This is a genomic window from Anaerosoma tenue, from assembly GCF_023161965.1.
GTDB classification, from domain to species: domain Bacteria; phylum Actinomycetota; class Coriobacteriia; order Anaerosomatales; family Anaerosomataceae; genus Anaerosoma; species Anaerosoma tenue.
In genome coordinates this window covers 102,115-125,326 of record NZ_JALNTY010000001.1, presented here as the reverse complement: position 1 = coordinate 125,326, position 23,212 = coordinate 102,115, and the positions used below count along the sequence as shown (strand labels likewise).

Below are 23,212 nucleotides of genomic sequence, written 5' to 3'. Positions count from 1 at the left end.
AGCCTCCCGGCTCGCCTCATGCGAAAAGCCCCCCGCATGAGGCGGGAGGCCTTCGGGTACTCCGTCTGTGATGTGGCGCCTACGACTCCAGCGGATGCACGTGGACCCTGCGGTCCTTACCGTGCGTGAAGTCCACCACGCCGTCGATCTTGGCGAAAAGCGTATCGTCGCGACCGAGGCCGACGTTCTGGCCGGGCTTGAGCCGGGTACCGCGCTGGCGGACCAGGATCGACCCGGCGGTCACGACCTGACCGGCAAAGCGCTTCACGCCAAGGCGCTGCGCCCGGGAGTCACGACCGTTCTTGGTCGAGCCCAAACCTTTCTTGTGAGCCATCTCAGTTCACCCTCGCATCCGTCGGGCAGTGCCCGGATAGTCTATCAGCCTTCGTTCTTCTTCGCATGCACACCGCAGTACTTCGAGCCTTCCTTCGGCTTGTTCTGGCACCGGGTGCCATCAGCCTTCAGGGCAGCGCACGTCTCAGGCGTCTCTTCGGCGGCTGGCGCCGCGGCGGCCGGTTCTGCCACGGGGGCCTTCTCGGCCTTCTTCGCGGGCTTCTCGTCCGCGGCCTTCGCCGGCTTCTCCTCCGCCTTGGCGGGCTTCTCCGCGACCTTCTTCGCAGGCTTCGAACCGTCACCTGCCGTGATGTCGAGGATCCGCACCGCGGTCAGGCTCTGACGGTGGCCGGTCTTGCGCTTGTAGCCCTTGCGCTTCTTGAACTTGAAGACGATCTGCTTCTCGCCTTTGAAATGCTCGAGGACCTCCGCGGTCACCGTCGCGCCGGCGATCTCCGCCGGCGTGGCCAGCACCCGATCGCCATCGGCGATGAACATGACCGGGAGCGACACCGTAGCGCCGACCTCGTCGTTGAGCTTCTCTACGGCGACGATGGTGCCGACCTCGACCTTGGCCTGCTTACCGCCGGTATTCACCACTGCATACATGGATGTCGCTCCAGTCGAAAGGGGATACACGCGAAGCGCAATGCTAACAGAGTCCGGCCGAGAGCGTCAACGGTTCCGGGCGTGTCCATCCACTTCGTCAGAGCCCGTCGGTACCGAGCATCCCCGCCTTGCCCTCGATGAGCACGCGCACCTCGACGGGCCCCACGTCGGGGTCGGCGATGACGCTCACCTGCTTGCCCGTCTCGGACCGCAGAAGCGTGAGCGTGTTGTTGCCCGGAGCGCTGACGAGCGCGTACGTCTGCGGGTTGAGGCCGATCAGGTACGCCGACGAGCGGCCGGTCATGAGCAGCTCCCTGAGGCTGCGCTCCACCATGATCCGCTTGGTCGTGTCCGAGAGCACCCTTCCCTCCCCCCGGCATGTGGGACAGGGCTCGGTGAGGACGCCGAAGAGGCCGTCGGTGACGTTCTTGCGCGTCATCTCCACCAGGCCGAGGCGCGACATATCCGAGACGCGCGTCTTGGTGCGATCCCGCTCGAGGGCCGAGGCGAGCCGCGCCACCACCTCCTGGCGGTTGCGCGGATCCTCCATGTCGATGAAGTCGATCACGATGATCCCGCCGATGTCACGCAACCGTAGCTGCCGGACCACCTCGGTCGCGGCCTCCAGGTTCGTGCGCAGGACGGTGTCCTCAAGGTTCTTGCGCCCCACATAGCTCCCCGTGTTCACGTCGATCGCCGTGAGCGCCTCGGCAATATCGATCGTGATCCGCCCGCCCGAGGGAAGCGGAACGTCGCGCAGCAGTGCGGATTCCATGTCGGTCTGCAGGTCGTACGACTGGAAAAGCGACTGCTTGTCCTTATGCATCTGCACGCGCTTCGCGAGCTTGGGCGCCGACTTGCGCAGGAACGAGATGACCTTCTCGTACACCCGCTTGTCATCCACCACGAGACGCCTGAACGACTCGCCGAAGGCGTCGCGTACCAGCCGCAAGGCAAGGTCGATCTCCGTGTAGACGACCTCCGGGGCGAGGCCTTCGCGCGACTGCGCCTGGACCCGCCGCCACAGCCGCATGAGGAACTCCATGTCGCCCCGCAGGTCCTTCTCGCTGGCGCCGGTGGCCGCTGTGCGCACGATGACCCCTACGCCATCGGGCACGATAGCCTCGATGATCTCGCCCAGGCGCTCTCGCTCTCCATCGGGCAGCTTGCGTGACACACCCACGAACGGCGAGAACGGCATCAGCACGAGGAACCGGCCGGGAAGCGTGATCTCCGTGGTCACCCGGGCGCCTTTGGTGCCCATGGGGTCCTTGAGCACCTGCACCATCAGTTGCTGCCCCGGCTTGAGGAGCTGCTGTATGTCCCGCCGCGGGGCGCCCGTGACCCCTTCGGGGGAGACCACCTCGTCCACGTACAGGAACGCGTTCTTCTCCAGGCCGATATCGACGAACGCCGCCTGCATGCCGGGAAGGACGTCCCTGACCTTGCCGAGGTAGACGTTGCCCACCACGCTCCGTTTGGGACGCTCGATGTAGAGCTCCACGAGGCGCCGGTCCTCTACCACCGCGACCCGGGTCTCGTGCATGTCGTGCGAGATCAGCATCTCGCGTGTGATGTCAGGCACGTCGCGTGCCCGCTACAGTGGGCGGATCCAGCCCTGCTCGTCCTCGATGAACAGCTCCGTACGTGTCACCGCGACCGGCCGGCCGGGGCCGATGGCTGCGCTCATGAACGTCTCGGGCCGGAGGGATCCGTGTGGACCCATCCTCACCCACATGCGAACGGCGGCACGACCTGCGTCCGACATCACCTCGGGCTCCTTCGGGAGCGCCACGGCGAGGTCGAAAAACTTCTGCTTGCCCTTGTGCTCGGTCTCGAAACCGCCGGTCCTCATCAACGCGTCCAGCGAGCGCTCCAATTCCTGCGGCGGGACCCCCCTCTCCAACTCGACTTCATACTCGGCTATGGTCAGTCTCGACGCGAGCGAGGGCTCAGCCGGCGAGACGTATCCACACTCCACGGGCGCGAGCTCCTCCGCTATCGACGCCCCCAACCCCTCCTGCACCTGCGCCACCGGGACGAAACGCGTCAACGTGATGTCGAGGTACTCGCGCATACCGGCCGTGCCCACGGGAAGCGCCGGGCCGAACGCGACCTTCATGCGAGGGTTGTATCCCTGGGTCACAGCATACGGCAAGCCTGCCCTCCGCGCAGCACGCTCCCATGCCCGTCCGGTCTCGAGGTGCGACAGGTAGCGCAGGCGTCCGGCCTTGCGGAAGCACACCCGCAGACGGAATCCCTCAGCCACGGCGCTCACCTCCCGCGACCACGACATCGACACCCAGCCCGGGGCAGACCCCGCACCCGGTGCAGTCGCCGAACGTGCAGTCGGCGGTCGTTTCCGCGCGATCGGCGCGTTCCCGCTCGGCGCGCAGGAATGCGGGTGAGAGACCGCTGTCGATGTGGTCCCACGGAAGCGCGCCGTGGCGATCCCGTGCCTCCGCCGCATAGGCAGCGGCGTCGATCCCTGCCGAGGCGAGCGCCTCGGTCCACCGCGCGAGCGAGAAGTGCTCGCTCCACGCGTCGAAGACCGCCCCCGCGTGCCACGCCGCCTCCACGCCCGCGGCGGCCTCGCGGCCGCCCTTCGCCAGCACGGCTTCGAGCAGCGACGACCCCGCGTCGTGGAACGACAGCTCGACACCCTTGCGCGGCATCGCCTGCCGCAGCATCACCTGGCGGCGCCGGACCTCCTCGATCGGCAGCTGCCCGTCCCACTGGAACGGCGTGTGCGCCTTGGGCACGAAGGTCGACACCGACACGGCCACGCGCAACCCGCCGCGCTCGCCGGGAGGGGTCGCTGCCCGCGCCGCGGCGAACACGCGCTCCACGAGCGCGGCGATCGCAGTCACGTCCTCGTCGGTCTCCGTGGGAAGCCCGATCATGAAGTACAGCTTCACCCGTCGCCACCCCGCCGTGAACGCCTGGTCCACGGCGGTGAGGATCTCCTCCTCGGTGATGTTCTTGTTGATCGCATCCCGCAGCCTCTGCGAGCCGGCCTCGGGGGCGAATGTGAGCCCGGCCTTACGTCCGTCACCCAGCAGACGCGCCAGGGGGACGGTGAACGAGTCCAGGCGCAACGAGGGCACGGAGATCGCCGTCCCGGTGCCCTCCAGCCTGTTCGCGAGCCGTCGCAGAACCTCTTCGAGCTGGGAATGGTCGGCCGTGGAGAGCGACGTGAGCGAGAGCTCCTCGTAACCTGTGCACCGCAGACTCGCGATGGCGTCACGCACGATCGAGTCGGCAGGCCTCTCGCGCACCGGCCGATACACCATGCCCGCCTGACAGAACCGGCACCCTCTCGAACACCCCCGCAGCACCTCCACGGTCGCCCGATCGTGCACGACGTCGGCATAGGGGACCACCGGACATGTGGGTGACACGTACGTGTCCAAGTCTGCGAGAACGCGACGTGTGACCCGGGCAGGCGCGTCGTCCACGGGCCGGACGACCCCATCGTCTCCTACGAGGTAGAGCGACGGCACATACACGCCGTCGATACCGGCGAGAGCGCGCACCGATTCCTCCCGCGACAGTCCGGCGGCCATCGAGGCGCGATGCGACGCGACGATCTCGAGCAGCGCCTCCTCGCCGTCTCCTACGAGGATCGCGTCGAAGAACGCCGCCATGGGCTCCGGATTGTGCGAGCACGGACCCCCGCCGACCACCAGCGGGTGGGTCTCACCGCGATCGTGGGCCCGCAGGGGGATCCCCGCGAGATCGAGCGCCTCGAGCACGTTCGTGTAAGTGAGTTCGTTGGGGAGCGTGATGCCGAGTATGTCCATCTCGGCCACAGGCGTACACGATTCCAGAGTGAACAGCGGGACCTCGTGCGCGCGCATGGCGGCCGACATGTCCACCCAGGGGATGAACACCCGCTCGCACGCGACATCATCGAGAGTGGACAGCCGTGCGGCGAGGACCTGCAGCGCCTGATTGGCCATCCCCACCTCGTATGTGTCGGGATACATGAGCGCCACGTGGTAACCGGCGTCAGGCCGCCGGACCACGCCCCACTCACGGTCCACGTAGCGCGCCGGCCGCTCCACCTGCCGGAGCAGCGGCTCGACGCGCTCCCACACGTCATTCACCGGCCGGACCTGTCCCCTCGTCGACCGGCAACGCCATCTGTCCGACTTCTTCCACGGGAAGGGACGCGGTCCTGCGGCGCTTCGGCACCTTGGTCGCCGCCTCCGCCACCACTCCCTTGTAGTGCGCTATGAGCTGCCCGAGGTCGCTTCCGTCCTCGAAGTACTGCACGGCGGTCTTGCCCATGGCCAGCGTACCGGTATACGCCACGCCGCCCTTGATCGCCCACCCAAGGACCGGCACGACGGTCAGCGCCTGGCGCGCGATCGTACGCATGAGGTAGCCGCCGCCCACCACGGCCAGCAGCTCCTTCACCCGCTCCATGCCGAGCGGCTCGCCGTACGCCGCCGCGATCTGCAGCAGCATCTTCACCTGATTGGCGGTCATGATCGGCATGTCCGCCCCGGCGATAGGCGTCACCGTCCCCACCAGCGCGTTCTGCCACGCGGTGGTCTTGACGGCGTCCTCGGCAACGGCCCGCCGCATGAAAGCGAAGTTGTGCGCCAGTGCGAGCCGTTTGGTGCCCAGCGTGTCCGACAGCCACGACCCCACACGCTCGATCACCTCGACAGGGTCGTACGAGACGATCACATCGTCGGTAGGCTGGCCGAGCGCGTCGGCGAGCTCACGGCTCCGCACGCCGTCGCCGATACCGGTGACCACGAGCGGTACGCGCGCCTGCCGGATCGAGGCCACCGCCTGCTGCAGACCCACGTTCCCCGTACCGGCGATCGCTATCGCCACGTCGGTGAGCGGCGCCAGAGACGGCGTCTGTCCGAGCTCGGCAACTTCGATCTGCAGGGATGCGCGCGCCGTCCGTGGCCGCAGCGCCTCCCGGAGTTCATCGATCAGCGGATCCGGCGCGTCCACTTCCACGTACACGGCCACCCGCACCGGGAGCTCGCGCTCCTCGGTGTAGCGCGAACCCGACCTGGTCACGTCGCGGACGTCCACCGGTAGTCCCATCCCGCCCTTGATCAGACCCATGGCGAGCACTCCTTTCTTCGCGGTCAGGCCCCGTAACGGCGCGACCATACCGAGAGCAGCAGCCCGACAGCGCCGAGATTCGTCACCATCGCCGAGCTCCCGAAACTCATGAACGGCAAAGGGATGCCTGTAATAGGCATCATACCCACCGTCATGCCCACGTTCTCCAGAATCTGGAACAGCCACATCCCCAGCACCCCCGCGGCGATGAGGGCGCCGAACAGATCGCGCGACGATGTGGCGATCGCAAGAGCCGTGAGCAGCAGGGCAAGATACAAACCGAGCAATGTCACGGCACCGATGAAGCCCAGTTCCTCCCCCAGCACCGAGAAGATGAAGTCTGTGTGACGCGCTGGGATGAAGTGCAGGTTGGACTGCGTGCCGGAGCCGAGACCCTTGCCCGCCAGCCCTCCCGAGCCGATAGCGATCTTCGACTGCGCGAGGTTGTATCCGGCCCCGGCCGGATCACGCGAGGGATCGACGAAGACCAGGAGCCTGTCCTCCTGGTAGTCGGCCAGCAGGCCGAACTGCAGGACGACGAACGTGGCCACCACGAGCAGGCCCGCGGCGATCGCAAAGTAGCGACCCTTCATCCCGCCCACGATGAGCATGACGAACGCGATGGCCACGAAGACAAGGCCGGTACCCAGGTCGGGCTGAAGCAGGATGAGTCCCACGGCGCCCGCGACGTATGCGCCCACCACGCCTACCTCACGCGGCGAGTCGATCCTCCCCTTGAACGACGCGATCACCGCTGCCGCCACGACGATGAAGATCAGCTTCGCGGGCTCGGACGGCTGGAACAGACGGACACCGAAGAGTTGGATCCACGACGTGGCGCCGCCGGCCTCATAGCCGATGCCCGGAAGGCGGGGGCTTATGAGGAGCAGTGCGCCCATGGTGACCAGCACGCCATGCCACCCACGGAGCCGGGTGTAATCGAACGCCCACGCGAGCGCGAGCGGAACGAGGCCCACGACCGCACCGAGGATGTGGCGTCGCAACAGCCCTGCGCCGCCCGCCATCTCCGACGTGGCGGATGCCACAACGATGCTGCCGTACACGAGAAGTGCCAGGACCCACAGCACGAGCGGCACGTTCACCTTGTCGAGGATGCGCTGTCCGAGCGTCTTGTTCACTGCATCACCTCGACACATCCGTGGCGCGGACCGTCTCGATCGGCTCGCCGAGCAGCTGCGCGAGGATGTTCCGCGCCGCCGGACCGGCCACCGAGCCGCCGTGACCTCCCTGCTCCACGACCACCGCCACCGCATACCGCGGCTCCTCGGCCGGGGCGTACGCGCAGAACCACGCGTAGTCGTCCTTGCCCTTCACCTCAGCGGTGCCGGTCTTGCCGGCAACGGTGGGGCCGAAACCGGCGAACGCTCCCTTGGCCGTGCCTGTCTCCGTCACGTCCACGAGGCCGCGCTCGACGACCCCGAGCACCTCGCTGGAGACGCCGGTGTCATGCAGCGTTTCCGGCGCGATCGTTCTTACGACCTCGCCCTCGCTACCGAGAACGTCCTTCAGCACGTGCGGCTTCATGACCACGCCATCGTTAGCGATGCCCGCGTACACGAGCGCCATCTGGAGCGGCGTGGTGAGCATGTCGCCCTGTCCGATGGACATGTTCACGGTGTCGCCGGGAAGCCACATTTGGTATTCGGGGTAGTTCTCGTTGTACCGCTTCTTCCAGGCGGCGTCCGGCACGCGCCCGGAGACCTCGCCCGGCAGGTCTATCCCCGACTTCTCGCCCAGGCCGAACAGCCGGGAGGTCGCCTGAAGCTCCTCAAGCTCGCGCTTGTACAGCTCGTAACCGATCTCGTAGAAGACGACGTCACACGAGTGCTTGATGCCGGCCCGCAGACTCAGCGTGCCGTGGCCGGTCCGTTTCCAGCAACGCTTGGGCCACTGCTTGCCCATCTCGGTCCAGCGGCCGGTGCAGTTGTAGGTGCTGTTCTCCGAGGTGATGCCCGCCTCCAGCCCGGAGATCGCGGTGACCACCTTGAAGGTGGACGCGGGCGGATAGGCGCCCATCACCACTCGGTCGTTCAGCGGGTACTCGCTCCCCTTGGCGGTGAGCGCCTCCCACTCGGCAGTGCTGATCCCGCCGAGGAACGCCGCCGGATCGTACGTCGGCCGGCTGGTGGATGCCAGCACCTCGCCGGTCTGCACGTCGAGGACCACCGCCGCCGCCGCTTTCGCGCTGGTGTAGCCCTGCCGGTGCGATTCGGCGAGCGCGAGCTCCAACTGCTCCTCGGCGACGCGCTGCACCTCGACGTCGATCGTGAGCCTGATGTCGTTGCCGGGCCGCGGCGCCTGCTCGCTCACCACGCCCTGCGACTTGCCCGAGGCGTTCACCTCGATACGGCGCCAGCCCTTGTCTCCCTGGAGCACGCCTTCGTACTGCCGCTCCACGCCGCTCTTTCCCACAGTGTCGCCCGGCTCATATCCGGCGTATTCGTCGGACTGTTCGTACTGGGTCTGAGAGATGACCCCCGTGTAGCCCAGCAGATGCGCGGCGAGCGTGCCATTCGGATACTCACGCACGGCCGTCTCTTCCACAAGCGCCCACGGGAAGTCGGTCTGGCGCTCGAGGATCTGCGCCACCGCCTCCATCGACGCGTCGATCGCGATGACCCGGGGGCGCAGCGCCTCCTGTTGCACGTCGGTCACCTGCGTGTAGATCTCAGCCGGTGTCGTGCCCAGCAGGTCAGCGATCTCACCGAACATCTCCGTGATCTCGCTGGACGTGGGGTCATCGGCGGTGTCCTCGGTCCATGTGCGCACAAGAAGCGCACGCACATCGTCGTGGGACGGATCCACGCTCACCGCGAGCGCGGAGCGGTTGGTGACCAGCGGCTCCCCGTTCCTGTCGAGTATCCGCCCCCTGGGGGCCTCGAGCGAGATCTCACGCACGCGGTTGTTCTCGGCCTGCGCCGCGAAAGACTCGCCGTTCAGGACCTGCATGGTCCAGAGGCGTACGAGCAGGGCTGAGAGCACGACGATGATGACGATGCCGAGGACACCGAACCGGGACCTGTGCTCCTCACGGACAGTAGGCATAGGTACGCGACACTCCAGAGACGCCGGTTGGAAGACCGCCTCAGGCGAGGCGGCGGAAGGACTTCATCGAACGGTCCGTGCGCAAGAAGCGCGCCAACCACGGATACACGAGCATGACCAGGACCGCATTGTACACCGCGCGTGGGAGCACCAGTCGCACGATCGCGCTCCCGAACGCGGGCCCCACGCCGAGCACGGATACCACCACGAGGTACGCCAGGTCGGCCGTCAGAGCCGCCACGATCCCCACCGTCACCGGGGCGAGCCATCCTTCCGCGAACAGGTTCTCCTTCAGCGACCCGCTGAGGTAACCGGTGACAGACATCACGAGCGCCCATGCGCCGATAGGGCCTGTCGACAGAAGATCGAGCAGCAGGCCCGCAACGAAACCCGCCGTGGCTCCCTCGGACGGCCCCTCCACGAACGCGAGGGTGATCACCACGAGGAGCAGCAGGTTCGGGGATATGCCGAACACGGCGATGTGCGGTGCGATCATCACCTGCAAGACCAGTGCGCCGAGAAGCGCACCCGCGGTCGTCCACCAGCGCGTCATTCGATCTCCCCCGGATCGGCTTCCACCACTGCACCCACGAGCACGAAGACCTCCTCGATGGAACCGATCGGCACGCGAGAGGCCACGTTGATGCGCGGATACAGCTCTCCGTGACGATCATCGACCGAGATCACGTCGCCCACGACGATGCCGCCGGGGTACACCCCGCCGAGCCCGCTCGTGATCACCACGTCACCCTCGACAGGCAGGTACGCCCGGTCCACGAAGTCAAGCGACAGGGACCCGTCGAGCGACCCACGGACGACGCCCGGTGTGCGCGTGGACTGCACGATCACGGACACACCGCTCTGCTGGTCGCTGATCAGACGTACCGTGGCCGAGTTCGAGGACACATCGGCCACCTGGCCAACGAGCCCCTGCGCGGCGATGACCGGCATACCGGGCTCGACGTCATCGTCCGACCCGCGGTCGATGACGATGACACCCTCCCAGATGCTCACCGGACGGCGGATGACCTCGGCGCCGAGCTTGGCGAACTTGCGCTCCTCGGCGAAGTCCACGAGGGCGCGGAGGCGTTCGTTCTCCTGACGCGCCTCCTCCAGCTCGGCGAGCCGGGCCCGCAGCTCCTCGTTCTGCTGCTCGAGCGCCAGAACGCGCTCCCGCGATGCGCCGACGTCCTCGAAGTAGTCGCCCACCGCGCGCACCGGCGAGGTGATGATCGTCCCCAGACGCGCGATCGGAGAGGTGACCTCGAGCGTGACCCGACGGGCAGTGTGGAGCAGACCGGCGTCGCTCTCACGGAAGTACATCGTGAGCATCACCAGTGAGATCGCCACCAGGACGATGAGGAGTATCGGTTTGCGCCGTCTCGGCTCGGACTGCCCGATGCGCATGAGCGTCCTCCGCCGCTAGTGGGAGACTGTCAGGACTTTCTTCAGGACGTCGATCTCCTCGAGCGCCTGCGCCGAGCCCAACACCACGTTGATGAGCGCATTCTCCGACACATGCACCGGCATGCCGGTCTCGGCGCGAAGGCGCTCATCCAGCGACCTGAGCAGTGCGCCGCCACCGGTGAGCACGATGCCGTACTCCATGATGTCGCTGGCGAGCTCCGGCGGCGTCTTCTCGAGCGTCCACTTGATCGCCTGGATGATGGCGAGCGTGGGCTCCTCGATGGCCGTGCGCACCTCTTCCGAGGACACCTGGAAGGTGCGCGGCAGCCCGGTGGTGAGATCCCGGCCCCGCACCTCTACGTCGAGCTCCTCGGTAAGCGGGAACGCGGATCCGATCTCGAACTTGATCTCCTCGGCCGTGCGTTCGCCTATGAGGACGTTGTACTCCCGTTTGATGTGGGAGATGATCGACTCGTCGAACTCGTCGCCGCCGATGCGGATCGACTCGGCAACGACGATCCCGCCGAGCGAGATGACCGCCACCTCCGTCGTGCCGCCGCCGATATCCACGACCATGTTCCCCGTGGGTTCCTGGATCGGGAGACCGGCGCCGATCGCCGCCGCCATCGGCTCCTCGATCAGGTACGCGCTGCGGGCTCCGGCGGTCATCGTGGCTTCGAACACGGCCCGCTTCTCGACCTCGGTGACCCCTGATGGGACGCACACGACGACGCGCGGCTTGGGTTGCCACGGGAAGCGCTTCACACGCGTCTTGCTGATGAAGTACCGGAGCATCGCCTCGGTGACCTCGAAGTCGGCAATGACGCCGTCCTTGAGGGGCCGGATCGCCACGATGCTTCCCGGCGTACGGCCAAGCATCCGCTTGGCGTCAACACCAACGGCGAGCACGCGTTTGGTGTCGCGCTCAACGGCGACCACCGACGGCTCTATGAGGACGATCCCCCGGCCGCGGACGGACACGAGTGTGTTGGCGGTCCCGAGATCGACCGCCATATCTCCGCCCCACGAGTCGAAGAACATATCCAGAAGCGACAAGTCGCTGCTCCTCTCACAGCGGCCGAGGGATGCGGGAGCGACCCCCGGAGCCGCGTTCACATCGTGCGCGCACGACTAGATATGCGGCGCAACCGCATATCCCGAGAGAGTGTAGCAGAGATATCCCCCGCGGGCATCACGACAAGCGGTTGCGGTTCGATAACACCGCAGGTAGATGCGGGTGTCGCGCACCCGCGCTCCCGCCGGAGCGGTGCTATCGGGCCACGCCACGGCGCCGCTCACATGAGTCCGAGGTCGCGTAGGCTCGTGTGGTCGCCCCCGTCTCCGATGACGACGTGATCCAGCACCTCGATGCCGAGGACATCCCCCGCCTTCACCAGCCGACGCGTGAGTTGGATGTCCGCGCCGGACGGGGTGGGGTCACCGCTCGGGTGGTTATGGACCACCACCACCGACGCGGCCGATACCTTGACGGCCTCCTTGAACAGCTCGCGGGGATGGACGATCGACGCGTTCAGGCTGCCGACCGACACTTCTATCGTGCGCAGCAGCTGGTTCTTCGTGTTGAGCGCGAGCGCCCAGAAGTGCTCGCGATCCGATCCGCGAAACTGCGGCGCACACAGCCGTACAACGTCATCCGGCCGTGAGACGACCGGGCGCACGTGCGGGCTCCGCAGCGATGCCCGACGTCCGAGCTCCAGGGAACCAAGCAGCCGGGCAGCGGCCGCGGGACCTATGCCGTGCTGGGAGCACAGGTCTTCGGCGCTCGCCCGCCACAGGCCGTCGGGCATCGGGTGGTGCTCAAGGAGCGTCCGCGCGGCCGACCCCTCACGGCACCCGAGGACCAGTGCCAGCAGGTCCGCGTCGGATACTGCGTCCGGACGGCCGCACAGCACCAGTTCACGTGCCTGTGGCCCCATACCCACCAATCGTGGCGCCACCGCGCCTCCTCCCCCGTCACATCACCGTTCAGTGAGGCGGGAGACGATCGTGCGAGCGAGATAGCCCGTGAGCGCACCGAGGGGAAGCGCGATGAGGACCGATGCCGGCGCAAGCGCCATCAACGACCAGGATCCGACCAGCGGCCCGGCTATGACCAACTGTGCGAGCACGTGGGCGGCGGACCCTGCGGCGGACCAGCCCACGAGCGAGAATGCATCGCCACGACTGGAGAGCGCCCACATCACGCCAAGGGATGCGATCGCGCCAGCGGCGGCGATCAATCCGACAGGCGTGCCGAGAGTGCCCGTGGCAAGACCGACGATGACCACACGGCCAAGACTGACGACTGCCGCCGTGGCCCCATCGGCCACCGCCAACGCCACCACCACGGCGATGTTGGCGAGCCCCAGCTTCAACCATGGAGCGAGCGGCAGGCCCGGCATCGCAGCCTCGATCAGCCCGAGGACGCAGGCTACGGCCAGGAGCCCGGAACCGACGGCCACCCGGCGCGACACCACAGACCCGCGGGTGACGGAGGTGCTAACGGACGCGAGCATCGAGTCCATCGCTCCCGCCTCCCCCCACCCGCACGACGACACCATTGGGAACACACGCGATCACAGATCCGGAGGCGGACACCGCGCCCGTGCGCACACACACCTGGTCCGGGCAGTCCGACTCGAGCACCCGGACGCTGCCGTCAGCGACCTCGACGACGACCGTACCCCGGGCTCCGGCGACCTGGTAGATGGCGTCATCCGCCAGCGCGATGGTGGTGCGGCCAGCAGGCGCCTCGATGACCGCCTCGCCGGAAGCGACACCCGCACTGGCGACCAACGGCCACGCCAGCAGCGCTGCGCACGCGAGTACGGCTATCAGGATCCTGTCGGCGCGCGTCATCGTCAGGCTCCGGCCTCGATGCGCTTGCCCGTCACGTTCGTGATGGCGCCGCCGCCCCGGCCGTCAGCGGCCATGGTGTCGACCGCGGCCGCACGTCCGTAGAGATCGATGCAGTCCTGCGGACACACCTCGACGCACGTACCGCAACCGGTGCACTTCGTGTAGTCCACCACTGCCAGCATGTCGATGACGTGGATCGCGTCCGCCGGGCATTCGCGCTCGCATTTCCTGCAGGCGATGCAACATGCCGAGCAGTTGGCCTTGCGCGCCTTCACCTTGTCGTGCGCATTACAGCGGACGACGACCGGTGCGCTCTCGGGCACCATCTCGAGCAGGGTGATCTGGCCGCGCGGACACTCCTTCACGCAGATGCCGCACCCTGTGCACTTGGCCGGGTCCACGACAGGCAGGCCCCGCTCGTCGAGGTGGATGGCATCGAACGGACACGCGCGTACACAGTCGCCATAGCCGAGGCAGCCGGCAGAGCACGCGAGCGGACCGCCCGCGAGGCGGTTGGCCGCGGCGCATGAACGCACCCCGGCATACTCGTACGCCCGCACCGCGCGATCGCCACCGCCGCAGTGTCGCGCCGAGATCATGGCGATCGCATCACACGTGTCGGCGCCGAGTATCGCCGCCACGGCATCGGTCACGGACTGTCCGCCTGCCACACACGCGTTAGGCTCCAGTTCTCCGGAGACCATCTTCTCGGCCGACATGAAGCATGACGGATTCCCGCACGCACCACAGTTCGAGCCGGGTAGCGCGGCCGCCACTGCCTCGACCCGGGGGTCAACCTCGACGTAGAAGCGCTTCGCTGCGGTAGCCAGGATGGTCGAGGTGATCACGCCGATCACCGACAGGGCGCCGACGGCTTTGAGTATGAGCATCAGATCCACGTCGTTACCTCACAGACCGAACCAGCCGGACATCCCCAGGTATGACAGCGAAAGCAGTCCCGCGGTGATGAACGCGATGGGAGTGCCTTTCATCAGCCGCGGCGCAGGCACGAGCTCGAGGCGCTCCCGCAGCGCCGCGAAGGTGATCAGCGCGAAGCCGAAACCGACCGAGACGCCCAGCGTGTAGACGAGCGCCTCACCCAGGCTCAACGAGGCGCCGAGTGCGATGTTCATCTTGAAGAATCCCGGCTTGGCCGCCTCCGTGGCGGTGGCGAGCACAGCGCAGTTCGTGGTGATGAGCGGCAGGTAGATGCCCATCGCACGGTAGAGGACCGGACTGGCTTTGCGCAGGTACATCTCAACGAACTGCACGAGCGAAGCGATGATCAGGATGAACGCCGGGATGTACAGGAACTCCCCGACGCCGAGCGGGTCGAGTATGAACTCCCACACCACCCAGGTGGCCGTGGACGCCATCACCATGACGAAGATCACCGAGAGACTCATGCCGATGGACGTCTCCATGTTGCCCGACACGCCGAAGAAGGGGCACAGGCCGATGAAACGGGTGAGCAGGATGTTGTTGATGAGCGCCGCACCGATGAACAACAGCGCGAGTTGACTCACACCCGACATGCCGGACCCTCCTTCCGTGCATCGAGACGTTCATTGATCCATCGCGCGCCCACGATCATGAACGCGAACACCAGGAACGCCCCCGGGAACAACAGGAACAGGCTCGGCGGTGCAAAACCCGCCGGGAGACTGATGAGCGTCGAATCGAACCAGACGATCTTGCCGGTGCCGAGGATCTCGCGGATGAACGCAAGGAGCACTATCACGGTGGAGAACCCGATGCCCATGCCAAGACCATCGGCGATCGCGAAGCCCACCTTGTTGTGGTACGCGAACGCCTCGGCACGACCCAGGATCATGCAGTTGACGACGATAAGAGGGATCCAGATGCCGAGCACGCTGTAGATGCTCGGGACGAAAGCCTTCATCACGAGGTCGACGATGGTCACGAACGACGCGATGACGACGATGAATATCGGTATGCGCACCTGGCTTGGGATGACCTTGCGGAAGAGCGACACGAGCACGTTGCTCATCGCAAGGACGAAGATCACCGCGAAGCCCATGAACAGTGCGTTCTGGAACTGCGTGGAGACCGCGAGTGTGGCGCAGAGCCCGATCATCAGCACGGTCAGCGGGTTCTCGATGCCGATCCCGCGGCGGAACACGCGAAGCCACTCGCTCATTGAGAACCCCCCTCCAATCCGCCCACGTCCAATCCGCTCAGGACACCGGTGTACACGCGTCCCGCGGCCGCAACGCCGTTCCGCACGCCGTTGGACGACTTCGTCGAACCGCTGATCACGTCCAGCGAGCGGACATCGTCATCGGCGAAGCCCGCGCCGAGGTCCGCGAACTGCTGCAGGAACCACTCCTCGCTCATGACTTTGGTCCCCAGCCCCGCGGTCTCGTTATGGGACAGGATGCTGACACCCGTCACTGAACCGGATGTATCCATTCCTATAACGACCACCATCGGACCACCGTATCCGCGCGACGAGACCTTGAGCGCCCAGCCCACCTGCTCACCATCGGCAGCAGCGTAGAACGCGTCGAGCACCTCGACCGGATCGGATGCATCGTCCATCTCGGTGGCGATCCGCGAGTCCTCGAGACATGTGAACGTGGCGTCCGGGAGCACCGCCTGCAGCGAACGCTCCTCGGCCAGGCGGTCCTGCTCGGCGATCTTGGGCGCCGTGACCGCGTATGTGACCGACAGCCCGGCCGCAGCCACCACGCATGTCACGAGCACCGGTATCACGAGTTTCAACAGATTACTCATCGTTCTTCACCACCCCGAACACCCGCGGACGCGTCATCCGGTCGATCAGCGGCGCCAGGCCATTCATGAACAGGATGGCGAAGGTTGTCGACTCGGGCATCGGTCCCACGAATCGACCCAGCGCATTGAAGAGCCCGCAACCGATGCCGTAGATGAGGCGCCCCTTCTTGGACATCGGCGACGAGACATAGTCGGTGGCCATGAAGAAGGCGCCCAACAGAACACCGCCCGCGAGCACATGGAAGACGGGATCGGAGCCGAAGGCCCACGATACGATCCCCATGGTGCCGATGTAACCGGCAGGGATGCGCCAGTCGATGATGCCCTTGATGATCAGAACCGCCCCGCCCAGGATCAGCAGCGCGGCCGAGATCTCTCCGAGGGAGCCTTCGAGGTTCTTGAGCAACAGCGGCTCGTACTGCGCGGCCAGGTCGAAACCGTAGCCGCCTGACGCCGCGCGATCGGCGGCCGCCACTGCAAGGCGCGTCGCGCCCGAGATCGTGTCGTATCCCTCGGCGCTCACATCGGCGAGAGTGCGGAACCAACCGCGGTTCTCGACCCCGGCAAGCACTCCCGCCCACGAGAGCGCCACGAAGGCCCGTCCCACGAGCGCGGGGTTGAACAGGTTGTGTCCGAGCCCGCCGAAGACCATCTTGCCGAGCGCGATGGCGATGAAGGCGCCCACGGCCGCCATCCACCACGGCGTGCGCGGCGGCAGGGCCAGCGCAAGCAGAAGTCCCGTCACAAGCGCGCTGCCGTCGAGGATGGTCTGCGGACGGCGCGCGATGGCATTCCATGCCGCCTCCGTCCCGATGGCCACGCCGATCGTCACGACCAGCAGCTGCACGGCCACGAGACCCATGTTCACGATGGCCCATATCGCCGCGGGGGCGAGGGCGGCGACCACCCACAGCATGATGCCCGAGCATGTCGCCTTCGATGTGATGTGCGGCGAGGGGCCGACGATGTGCTGTTGAACCCGGGGATCGCTCATCACTTCGCCCCCTTCGACATCGCCGCGGACTTGCCGACCCTGATGAGTTGCAGCAACGGGCGCTTGGTGGGGCACACGTAGGAGCATGCGCCGCACTCGATGCAGTCGATGACGTTCCTCGCGGTCGCCGCATCCCACATCCTGCGCCCCGAGTAGGTCGCCAGGATGTACGGCTCCAGTCCCATCGGACATACCTCGGGACAACGCCCGCAACGGATGCACGGCTGGTCGTCGGAGATGGCCCGTGCGGCCACTCCCTTCTCCAGGGCGACGACGCCGGACGACCCCTTCGCGATCGGCACGTCGAGCGTCCCGAGCGCCTGCCCCGTCATCGGTCCGCCGGCGATCACGCGCTCCACATCGCCGACGAAGCCGCCCGCGTGCTCGATCAGATCGCTCACAAGCGTTCCGAGAAGCACCCGGTAGTTGCCGGGCCGGGCGACGGCACCCGTGACCGTCACGATGCGCTCCATCAGCGGCCGTCCATGCTCCAGGGCATCGGCGATGGCCGCTGCCGTGGCTACGTTATGGACCAGCGCTCCGGTGGCCGCCGGCAGCTTCCCGTGAGGCACTTCCTTCTTGAGCAGCGCGTAGATCAGCTGCTTCTCGGCGCCCTGCGGATACATGGTGGGAAGCTCGGTGACCTCTATGTCCGAACCTGCGACCTTTCGCAGCGCGGCCGCAGCGTCGGGCTTGTTGTCCTCGAGCCCGATGATCACACGTGACGCGCCGACGATATCGCGTATATGCCGCGCACCCGCGACCACGCGTTCCGGTTCCTCGAGCATCAGGCGATGGTCGCAGGTGAGGAAGGGCTCGCACTCGCAGCCGTTCAGGATCACGGTATCGATGGCCATACCCTTGGGTGGGCTCAGCTTCACCACGCTGGGGAACGTCGCACCGCCCATACCCACGATGCCGGCTGCTCGCACTCTGGCCCGCGCATCGCCGTTGTCCTCCACCGGCACGAAAGACCCCAGATCTTGCGGCGCGTCTGGCTCGATCGTCACCGCGGCTACGCGCTGGCCTCCGGCCGTGAGCGTGACGCCCACCTCGGTCACCACGCCGGATACCGGGCTATGAACGGGCGCGGACACCATGGCGTCCACATCCCCGATCATCTGGCCTCGCTCCACCCGATCGCCCTTGCCCACCAGCGGAGCGCACGGAGCGCCAAGGTGCTGGCTCAGCGGCACCACGAGGCGCTCCGGCACCGGCGCCCGCTCGACGGCGGACGCCGCCGTCCTCTCCTTGTGTCCGGGCGGGTGTACTCCGCCCATGAACGCAGACCTGCCCACGCATACCCCTTCCCCGGTACGGGTCGCTCACTGCAGCGCGATCATCACAGGCCCACGATCACTGGCCGAAGAAGATCGCGATCTCCCTCTCGGCGCTCTCGGGCGAGTCGGATCCGTGCACGATGTTCGCATCGAGAGTGAGGCCGTAGTCGCCACGGATCGTGCCCGGCGCCGCCTCCTTGGGATTCGTCGCACCCATCAGCTTGCGTACCACGGGCACTGCGTCGGGGCCGGACAGCACCATCTTCACGACCGGCCCGGAGGTGATGTACTCCACGAGTCCGTTGTAGAACGGTTTGCCTTCGTGCTCCGCGTAGTTGGCGGCCGCCTGTTCCGGCGTTACCACGCCGAGCTCCATCCGCTCAACGATGAGCCCCACGTCTTCGAAGCGTCCCACGATGCGGCCGATGAGGCCCCGCGCGACGGCGTCGGGTTTGATCATGCAGTAGGTCTTCTGATCCACGCTCGCTCCTTCGTTAGATGACTACCAAGCCCTTGTGAGGCTATTCCAACAGTGATTCGACCAGAGGGCCGCGTTCTCCTGCGCAGCCGCCGGAAGAGAGGAAGGTCAGATACCGCCTTCCATTGAATCGAACGCCGTGACGACGCCGTTGATCTTCCAGCCCACACCCTCACGTGCGAGCGAGAACTGGTATGCGATCTCGCCGCCCTGCTCGTGAACGATGGAAACCTCGACGGTCGACGCGCGCGCCGAACGCTCGATCGCGCCCACGGTGTACGACTGCCACGTCGGAGGCAGGCTCGACATCGCCTTGTCGACATCGGCAGCCGGAACCGCTACCCAGTAGGGGTCCACCGCCTCACCGGCCGAGTAAGCTCCGAGCGCCCCGTTCACGGTCATCTGCTGCGTGGGATACCCGAAGCCGAGAAGATACGCTCCCACGAGGAGGCCAGCCACCACGACGGCGACCGCACCCCACACGAGGATACTCACCCACACCGGCTTGCTCTCGCGCTTCGCCGTGCGGTCGAGCCGCCGTGCCTCGCGGTCGGCGGCGCGCATCTCCTCGTCGGTCATCGTGAAGAACTGCGTGTCGCCGTCATCGGCCTCACTGCCGTCGTCTTCGAAGATGCCCACGGCCGGTCGTACCTGCGCGACCGGCGGCATCTCACCGGTCGACCACCCCTCCACCCGTTCGGCGGGGGTCCTCGCCGCCTTGCTCGCCCGATATGCGGCCTCCACCTGCGGCGACAACTCGTGCCCGAACTCGGCACGGGCCCGCTCGAACGAAGCCACGGCACGGTCGTGCATGCCGAGCGCCGCATACGCCATCCCGAGGTTCGCCGCAGCGCGTCCGCGGCCCTGGTAGCCGGCAACCTCCACCGCGGCGCGGTACGCCTCCACCGCGTCCTCGGGCCGGTCGAGCGCCATGAAGCACAGCCCGAGATTGTTGAGCGCCTTCCCCGGGGCGGGGTTGCGCGGATCGATCGCGGCCTGCCGGTACATCTCGGCGGCCTCCTCGATCCTGCCCATCTCGTAGAGCGCTCCGGCAAGACCCTGCAGCGCCTTGTGCCGCGACGCCTCGTCGGACCCCGCAAGCGCTCGCTCGAACGCATGCGCGGCTTCATCATGCTGCCCGAGGGACATCCGTGCCGTTCCAAGGTTGCGGGCCACAGCGGCCGCATCCTGGTAGCCGGGATCCCCCAGCGCACGCTCATAGACGGCGCATGCGTCCTCGATGCGCCTCAGCTTCATGAGCGCGTTCCCCGCACGGTGGAACGCATAGCCGCTGCCCTCGACAGCCCCTGCGGCGGCGCCGAGGAACTCCCGGGCCGCCACCGTCCAGTCCTGCGCCGCGTACGCCTTCTCTCCTGCCGCCAGGCGGGCCTCGTCCACTGCGCTCCCCTTCCTAGCGGGTGATCGTGACCGACTCGATAAGGTCACCCACCGCGATGTCCATCACCACGTCCATCCCGTCCACCACACGACCGAAGACCGTGTACTGGCCGTTGAGCGCCGGCTGGGGCGCAAGACAGATATAGAACTGTGACCCGGCCGAGTCCGGGTGCTGGGCCCGCGCCATCGAGAGCGTCCCGGTCTCGTGCGGCCTGCTGTTGAACTCGGCCCGCTGGTTCCACCCCGGACCACCCGTACCCACGCCGCGGCCTCCGGCGATGACCTCCTGTGGCGACATGTCGCGCGTCAGCGGATCCCCGCCCTGCGCGACGAACCCCGGTATGACCCGGTGGAACTTCAGCCCGTCGTAGAAGCCCGACTCGGCGAGCTCGATGAAACTCGCCACGGTGTTGGGCGCATCATCGGGATAGAACTCCAGCGTGACCGTGCCCTTGGACGTGACCATCACGGCCTTCTCGGTACCGGCGACCTTCACGGTAGATTCGTGCATCGGATCCTCCTCGTGTGTGGCCACGCCCCCGGACGATACGGAAGACATCCACGGCGCTTGCCGGAGATTCCCTGGGACATGACCGGTTCATTCTAGCAGTGACCACCCGGCACGTCAGCGCGAGAGAGCCGCTTTTCGCCCCGCCTCCATATGCTATCGTGAGCATCACGTCACCGCCGGTACCGGCGGAGGCGGGATGTGTGCACCGGGCCCTGATTCGGGCCGTCGTCGCCTCCCGCGGCGCACGGGCACCACGGGTCCGGCCTTATCTGCACGATAGGCCCGTCCGTGTGTTGTGCGAGGAGGCGATGCTCATGGGAGCACCCAGCACCGACAAGGTCCGCAACGTCGTCCTGCTTGGCCATGGAGATGCCGGTAAGACGTCGCTCGCCGAGGCGATGCTCTTCATGGCAGGACAGACGAAGCGCCTCGGCAGCGTGGCTGAAGGCCACTCGAACCTCGACTACGAGGCCGAAGAGGTCAAACGCAAGATCACGCTCAATCTCGCGCTCGCCCCCCTTGAGCACAACGGTGTGAAAGTCAACATCATCGACACCCCGGGCTATGCCGACTTCATCGGCGACGCGATCGCCGGCATGGAGGCGGCGGAGATGGCGCTGTTCGTGGTGGATGCCGTTGCCGGTCCCCAGGTGCAGACGCGCAAGCTCTGGAAGCTCGCCACGGAGATGGGCATCGCCAAGGCTATCTTCATCAACCGCATGGACAAGGAGCACGCCGACTTCGCGGCCGCGATGAAGTCGCTCGAGGAAGCGTTCGGCCACCGCGTGGGCGCTGTCCAGATACCGCTCGGCGCCGAGGAGGATTTCCGCGGGGTCATCGACATCATCCGCATGAAGGCGTATCACCACGAGGAGGACAAGGAACAGGTCCTCGAGATCCCCGCCGATCTCAAGGATGCCGCCGAGTCCGCGCGCGACAAGCTGTGCGAACTCGTAGCGGAGGCCGACGACGACCTCATGATGAAGTACCTCGAGGGCGAGCGCCTCACCCAGGAGGAGCTCGAGACGCTTCTCGACAAGGCGATCGCGCAGTCGACATTCATACCCGTCTTCGTCGGCTCGGCCACCGCGATGCAGGGAGTCGAAGACCTCCTCGACGACATCGTGACGTTCTTCCCCGAGCCCACCGCGCACGGACCGCTCACCACAGTGGACGGCTCCGAGATGCATATCACCACCGGTGGCGAAGTCGCCGCGCACGTCTTCAAGACCCTTTCCGACCCGTACGTGGGCCGGATGAACTTCGTCAAGGTCGTGTCCGGCACGCTCAAGCCGGGAGACGAGCTCGTGAACTCGCGCACCGGCAAAAAGGAGCGCGTTGCGCACGTGTACAAGATGACCGGCAAGGAGACGACCGACATCGAAGCAGCACCCGCCGGCGACATCGCGGTCCTCACCAAGCTCTCGGACACCCTCACCAACGACACGTTGTCCGCAAAGGGCGACGTCGCGTTCGCACCGCTCCCGCTACCCGAACCCCTCTACCCTGTGGCCATCGTCGCCAAGACGAAGGCGGACGAGGACAAGCTCGGCAGCGCACTCAAGAGCATCGTCGAGGAGGATCCGTCGCTCATCCTGCGCCGCGACGAGGAGACCCATCAGACGGTCATCACCTCGTATGGCGACGCGGCGATCGACGTTCTCCTCAACCGGCTCCACGACCGCTTCCACGTCGAAGCCGAGTTGGTGGATATCCGCATCCCCTACCGGGAGACCATCCGCAAGACCGCCCAGGCCCAGGGCCGCCACAAGAAGCAGACCGGCGGCAGCGGTCAGTTCGCTGACTGCTGGCTCCGCCTCGAGCCGAATCCCGGCGCCGGCTACGAGTTCCTCGACGAGATCGTGGGCGGCAGGATCTCCAAGCCGTTCATCGTGGCCATCGACAAGGGCGTGCAGGATACGATGACCTCCGGCGCCATCGCCGGCTACCCCGTCGTGGATGTCAAAGTGGCGGTCTACGACGGCTCGATGCACTCCGTGGACTCCAACGAGATGGCGTTCAAGACCGCCGCCCGCATCGGATTCCGCGCCGCTGCTGAGAAGGCCGACCCGGTGATCCTCGAGCCGATCGCCACGCTCTCCATCGAGGTGCCCGACGAGCACGCCGGCGCCGTGATGGGCGACATCTCATCGATCCGCGGACGCATCCTCGGCATGGATGCGCCGGAGGCGGGCGTCCAGGTGATCCACGCTCAAGCGCCATATGCCGAGGTCGTGCACTACTCGCCGCATCTGCGCTCGATCACCAGCGGTACCGGCACCTACACCCTCTCGATCGAGAGCTACGAGCAGGTGCCCGGTGACGTACAGAAGAAGCTCGTCGAGGAGTACCAGAAGGAGAAGGCCGAGGGCCACTAGACCCGCTGTCTCCCGCCCGCCACGCACCAGGCGCATACACGAAGGGCC

Annotated in this window: 24 protein-coding genes; 1 reads left to right on the top strand and 23 read right to left on the bottom strand. The window is 66.7% G+C overall.

The window, feature by feature from the left end:
• Positions 1–79: 79 nt before the first annotated feature.
• The 23 genes from rpmA to MSB02_RS00580 form a co-directional block, all read right to left on the bottom strand.
• The gene (gene rpmA / locus MSB02_RS00690) at positions 80–334 is read right to left on the bottom strand and encodes a 50S ribosomal protein L27 (RefSeq protein ID WP_267193297.1); all 255 of its coding nucleotides are present in this window, start codon (positions 332–334) and stop codon (positions 80–82) included.
• 44 nt (positions 335–378) lie between these two features.
• Entirely contained in the window at positions 379–942 is a 564-nt protein-coding gene (gene rplU / locus MSB02_RS00685) for a 50S ribosomal protein L21 (protein WP_267193296.1), read from the bottom strand.
• A gap of 97 nt (positions 943–1,039) precedes the next feature.
• Positions 1,040–2,527: an Rne/Rng family ribonuclease gene (locus MSB02_RS00680; protein WP_267193295.1), complete on the bottom strand. Its 1,488-nt coding sequence runs from the start codon at positions 2,525–2,527 to the stop codon at positions 1,040–1,042.
• Positions 2,528–2,539: 12 nt separating this feature from the next.
• Positions 2,540–3,211: a TIGR03936 family radical SAM-associated protein gene (locus MSB02_RS00675; protein WP_267193294.1), complete on the bottom strand. Its 672-nt coding sequence runs from the start codon at positions 3,209–3,211 to the stop codon at positions 2,540–2,542.
• Positions 3,204–5,051, bottom strand: a complete 1,848-nt coding sequence (locus MSB02_RS00670) for a TIGR03960 family B12-binding radical SAM protein (protein WP_267193293.1) — start codon at positions 5,049–5,051, stop codon at positions 3,204–3,206. The genes MSB02_RS00675 and MSB02_RS00670 overlap by 8 nt, the downstream gene beginning before the upstream one ends.
• Entirely contained in the window at positions 5,044–6,036 is a 993-nt protein-coding gene (locus MSB02_RS00665; protein WP_267193292.1) for a YcjF family protein, read from the bottom strand. The genes MSB02_RS00670 and MSB02_RS00665 overlap by 8 nt, the downstream gene beginning before the upstream one ends.
• 23 nt (positions 6,037–6,059) lie before the next feature.
• Positions 6,060–7,175, bottom strand: coding sequence for a rod shape-determining protein RodA (rodA, locus tag MSB02_RS00660; protein WP_267193291.1), 1,116 nt, complete (start codon positions 7,173–7,175; stop codon positions 6,060–6,062).
• Positions 7,176–7,179: 4 nt separating this feature from the next.
• Complete coding sequence (gene mrdA / locus MSB02_RS00655) at positions 7,180–9,102, bottom strand: penicillin-binding protein 2 (RefSeq protein ID WP_267193290.1); 1,923 nt, start codon at positions 9,100–9,102, stop codon at positions 7,180–7,182.
• A gap of 40 nt (positions 9,103–9,142) precedes the next feature.
• A complete protein-coding gene (mreD, locus tag MSB02_RS00650) occupies positions 9,143–9,655 on the bottom strand; it encodes a rod shape-determining protein MreD (protein WP_267193289.1) in 513 nt (170 codons plus the stop codon).
• Positions 9,652–10,509, bottom strand: coding sequence for a rod shape-determining protein MreC (gene mreC, locus MSB02_RS00645; protein WP_267193288.1), 858 nt, complete (start codon positions 10,507–10,509; stop codon positions 9,652–9,654). The genes mreD and mreC overlap by 4 nt, the downstream gene beginning before the upstream one ends.
• Before the next feature lie 15 nt (positions 10,510–10,524).
• A complete protein-coding gene (locus MSB02_RS00640) occupies positions 10,525–11,550 on the bottom strand; it encodes a rod shape-determining protein (RefSeq protein ID WP_267194092.1) in 1,026 nt (341 codons plus the stop codon).
• Positions 11,551–11,804: 254 nt separating this feature from the next.
• Positions 11,805–12,467 carry a RadC family protein gene (gene radC / locus MSB02_RS00635; RefSeq protein WP_267193287.1) on the bottom strand — a complete coding sequence of 221 codons (663 nt, stop codon included), beginning with the start codon at positions 12,465–12,467 and terminating at the stop codon, positions 11,805–11,807.
• 21 nt (positions 12,468–12,488) lie between these two features.
• Complete coding sequence (locus MSB02_RS00630; protein ID WP_267193286.1) at positions 12,489–13,034, bottom strand: Gx transporter family protein; 546 nt, start codon at positions 13,032–13,034, stop codon at positions 12,489–12,491.
• Entirely contained in the window at positions 13,009–13,368 is a 360-nt protein-coding gene (locus tag MSB02_RS00625) for a NusG domain II-containing protein (RefSeq protein ID WP_267193285.1), read from the bottom strand. The genes MSB02_RS00630 and MSB02_RS00625 overlap by 26 nt, the downstream gene beginning before the upstream one ends.
• 2 nt (positions 13,369–13,370) lie before the next feature.
• The gene (locus MSB02_RS00620; protein ID WP_267194091.1) at positions 13,371–14,258 is read right to left on the bottom strand and encodes an RnfABCDGE type electron transport complex subunit B; all 888 of its coding nucleotides are present in this window, start codon (positions 14,256–14,258) and stop codon (positions 13,371–13,373) included.
• An 18-nt stretch (positions 14,259–14,276) separates the two neighbouring features.
• The gene (locus MSB02_RS00615; RefSeq protein ID WP_323748473.1) at positions 14,277–14,903 is read right to left on the bottom strand and encodes an electron transport complex protein RnfA; all 627 of its coding nucleotides are present in this window, start codon (positions 14,901–14,903) and stop codon (positions 14,277–14,279) included.
• Complete coding sequence (gene rsxE, locus MSB02_RS00610) at positions 14,891–15,529, bottom strand: electron transport complex subunit RsxE (RefSeq protein WP_267193284.1); 639 nt, start codon at positions 15,527–15,529, stop codon at positions 14,891–14,893. The genes MSB02_RS00615 and rsxE overlap by 13 nt, the downstream gene beginning before the upstream one ends.
• Positions 15,526–16,125: an FMN-binding protein gene (locus MSB02_RS00605; RefSeq protein WP_267193283.1), complete on the bottom strand. Its 600-nt coding sequence runs from the start codon at positions 16,123–16,125 to the stop codon at positions 15,526–15,528. Before MSB02_RS00605 ends, rsxE begins: the two co-directional genes overlap by 4 nt.
• Complete coding sequence (locus tag MSB02_RS00600; protein WP_267193282.1) at positions 16,118–17,119, bottom strand: RnfABCDGE type electron transport complex subunit D; 1,002 nt, start codon at positions 17,117–17,119, stop codon at positions 16,118–16,120. The genes MSB02_RS00605 and MSB02_RS00600 overlap by 8 nt, the downstream gene beginning before the upstream one ends.
• Positions 17,119–18,417: an electron transport complex subunit RsxC gene (gene rsxC / locus MSB02_RS00595; protein WP_267193281.1), complete on the bottom strand. Its 1,299-nt coding sequence runs from the start codon at positions 18,415–18,417 to the stop codon at positions 17,119–17,121. The genes MSB02_RS00600 and rsxC overlap by 1 nt, the downstream gene beginning before the upstream one ends.
• A 58-nt stretch (positions 18,418–18,475) precedes the next feature.
• Positions 18,476–18,880: a nucleoside-diphosphate kinase gene (gene ndk / locus MSB02_RS00590; RefSeq protein WP_267193280.1), complete on the bottom strand. Its 405-nt coding sequence runs from the start codon at positions 18,878–18,880 to the stop codon at positions 18,476–18,478.
• A gap of 105 nt (positions 18,881–18,985) precedes the next feature.
• Positions 18,986–20,275, bottom strand: coding sequence for a tetratricopeptide repeat protein (locus MSB02_RS00585; RefSeq protein WP_267193279.1), 1,290 nt, complete (start codon positions 20,273–20,275; stop codon positions 18,986–18,988).
• 13 nt (positions 20,276–20,288) lie between these two features.
• On the bottom strand, positions 20,289–20,786 hold the full coding sequence (locus MSB02_RS00580; protein ID WP_267193278.1) for a peptidylprolyl isomerase: 498 nt from the start codon (positions 20,784–20,786) through the stop codon (positions 20,289–20,291).
• A 314-nt stretch (positions 20,787–21,100) separates the two neighbouring features.
• On the opposite strand from MSB02_RS00580, the gene fusA reads away from it, so the two are divergent.
• On the top strand, positions 21,101–23,164 hold the full coding sequence (gene fusA / locus MSB02_RS00575) for an elongation factor G (protein WP_267193277.1): 2,064 nt from the start codon (positions 21,101–21,103) through the stop codon (positions 23,162–23,164).
• Positions 23,165–23,212: the final 48 nt, after the last annotated feature.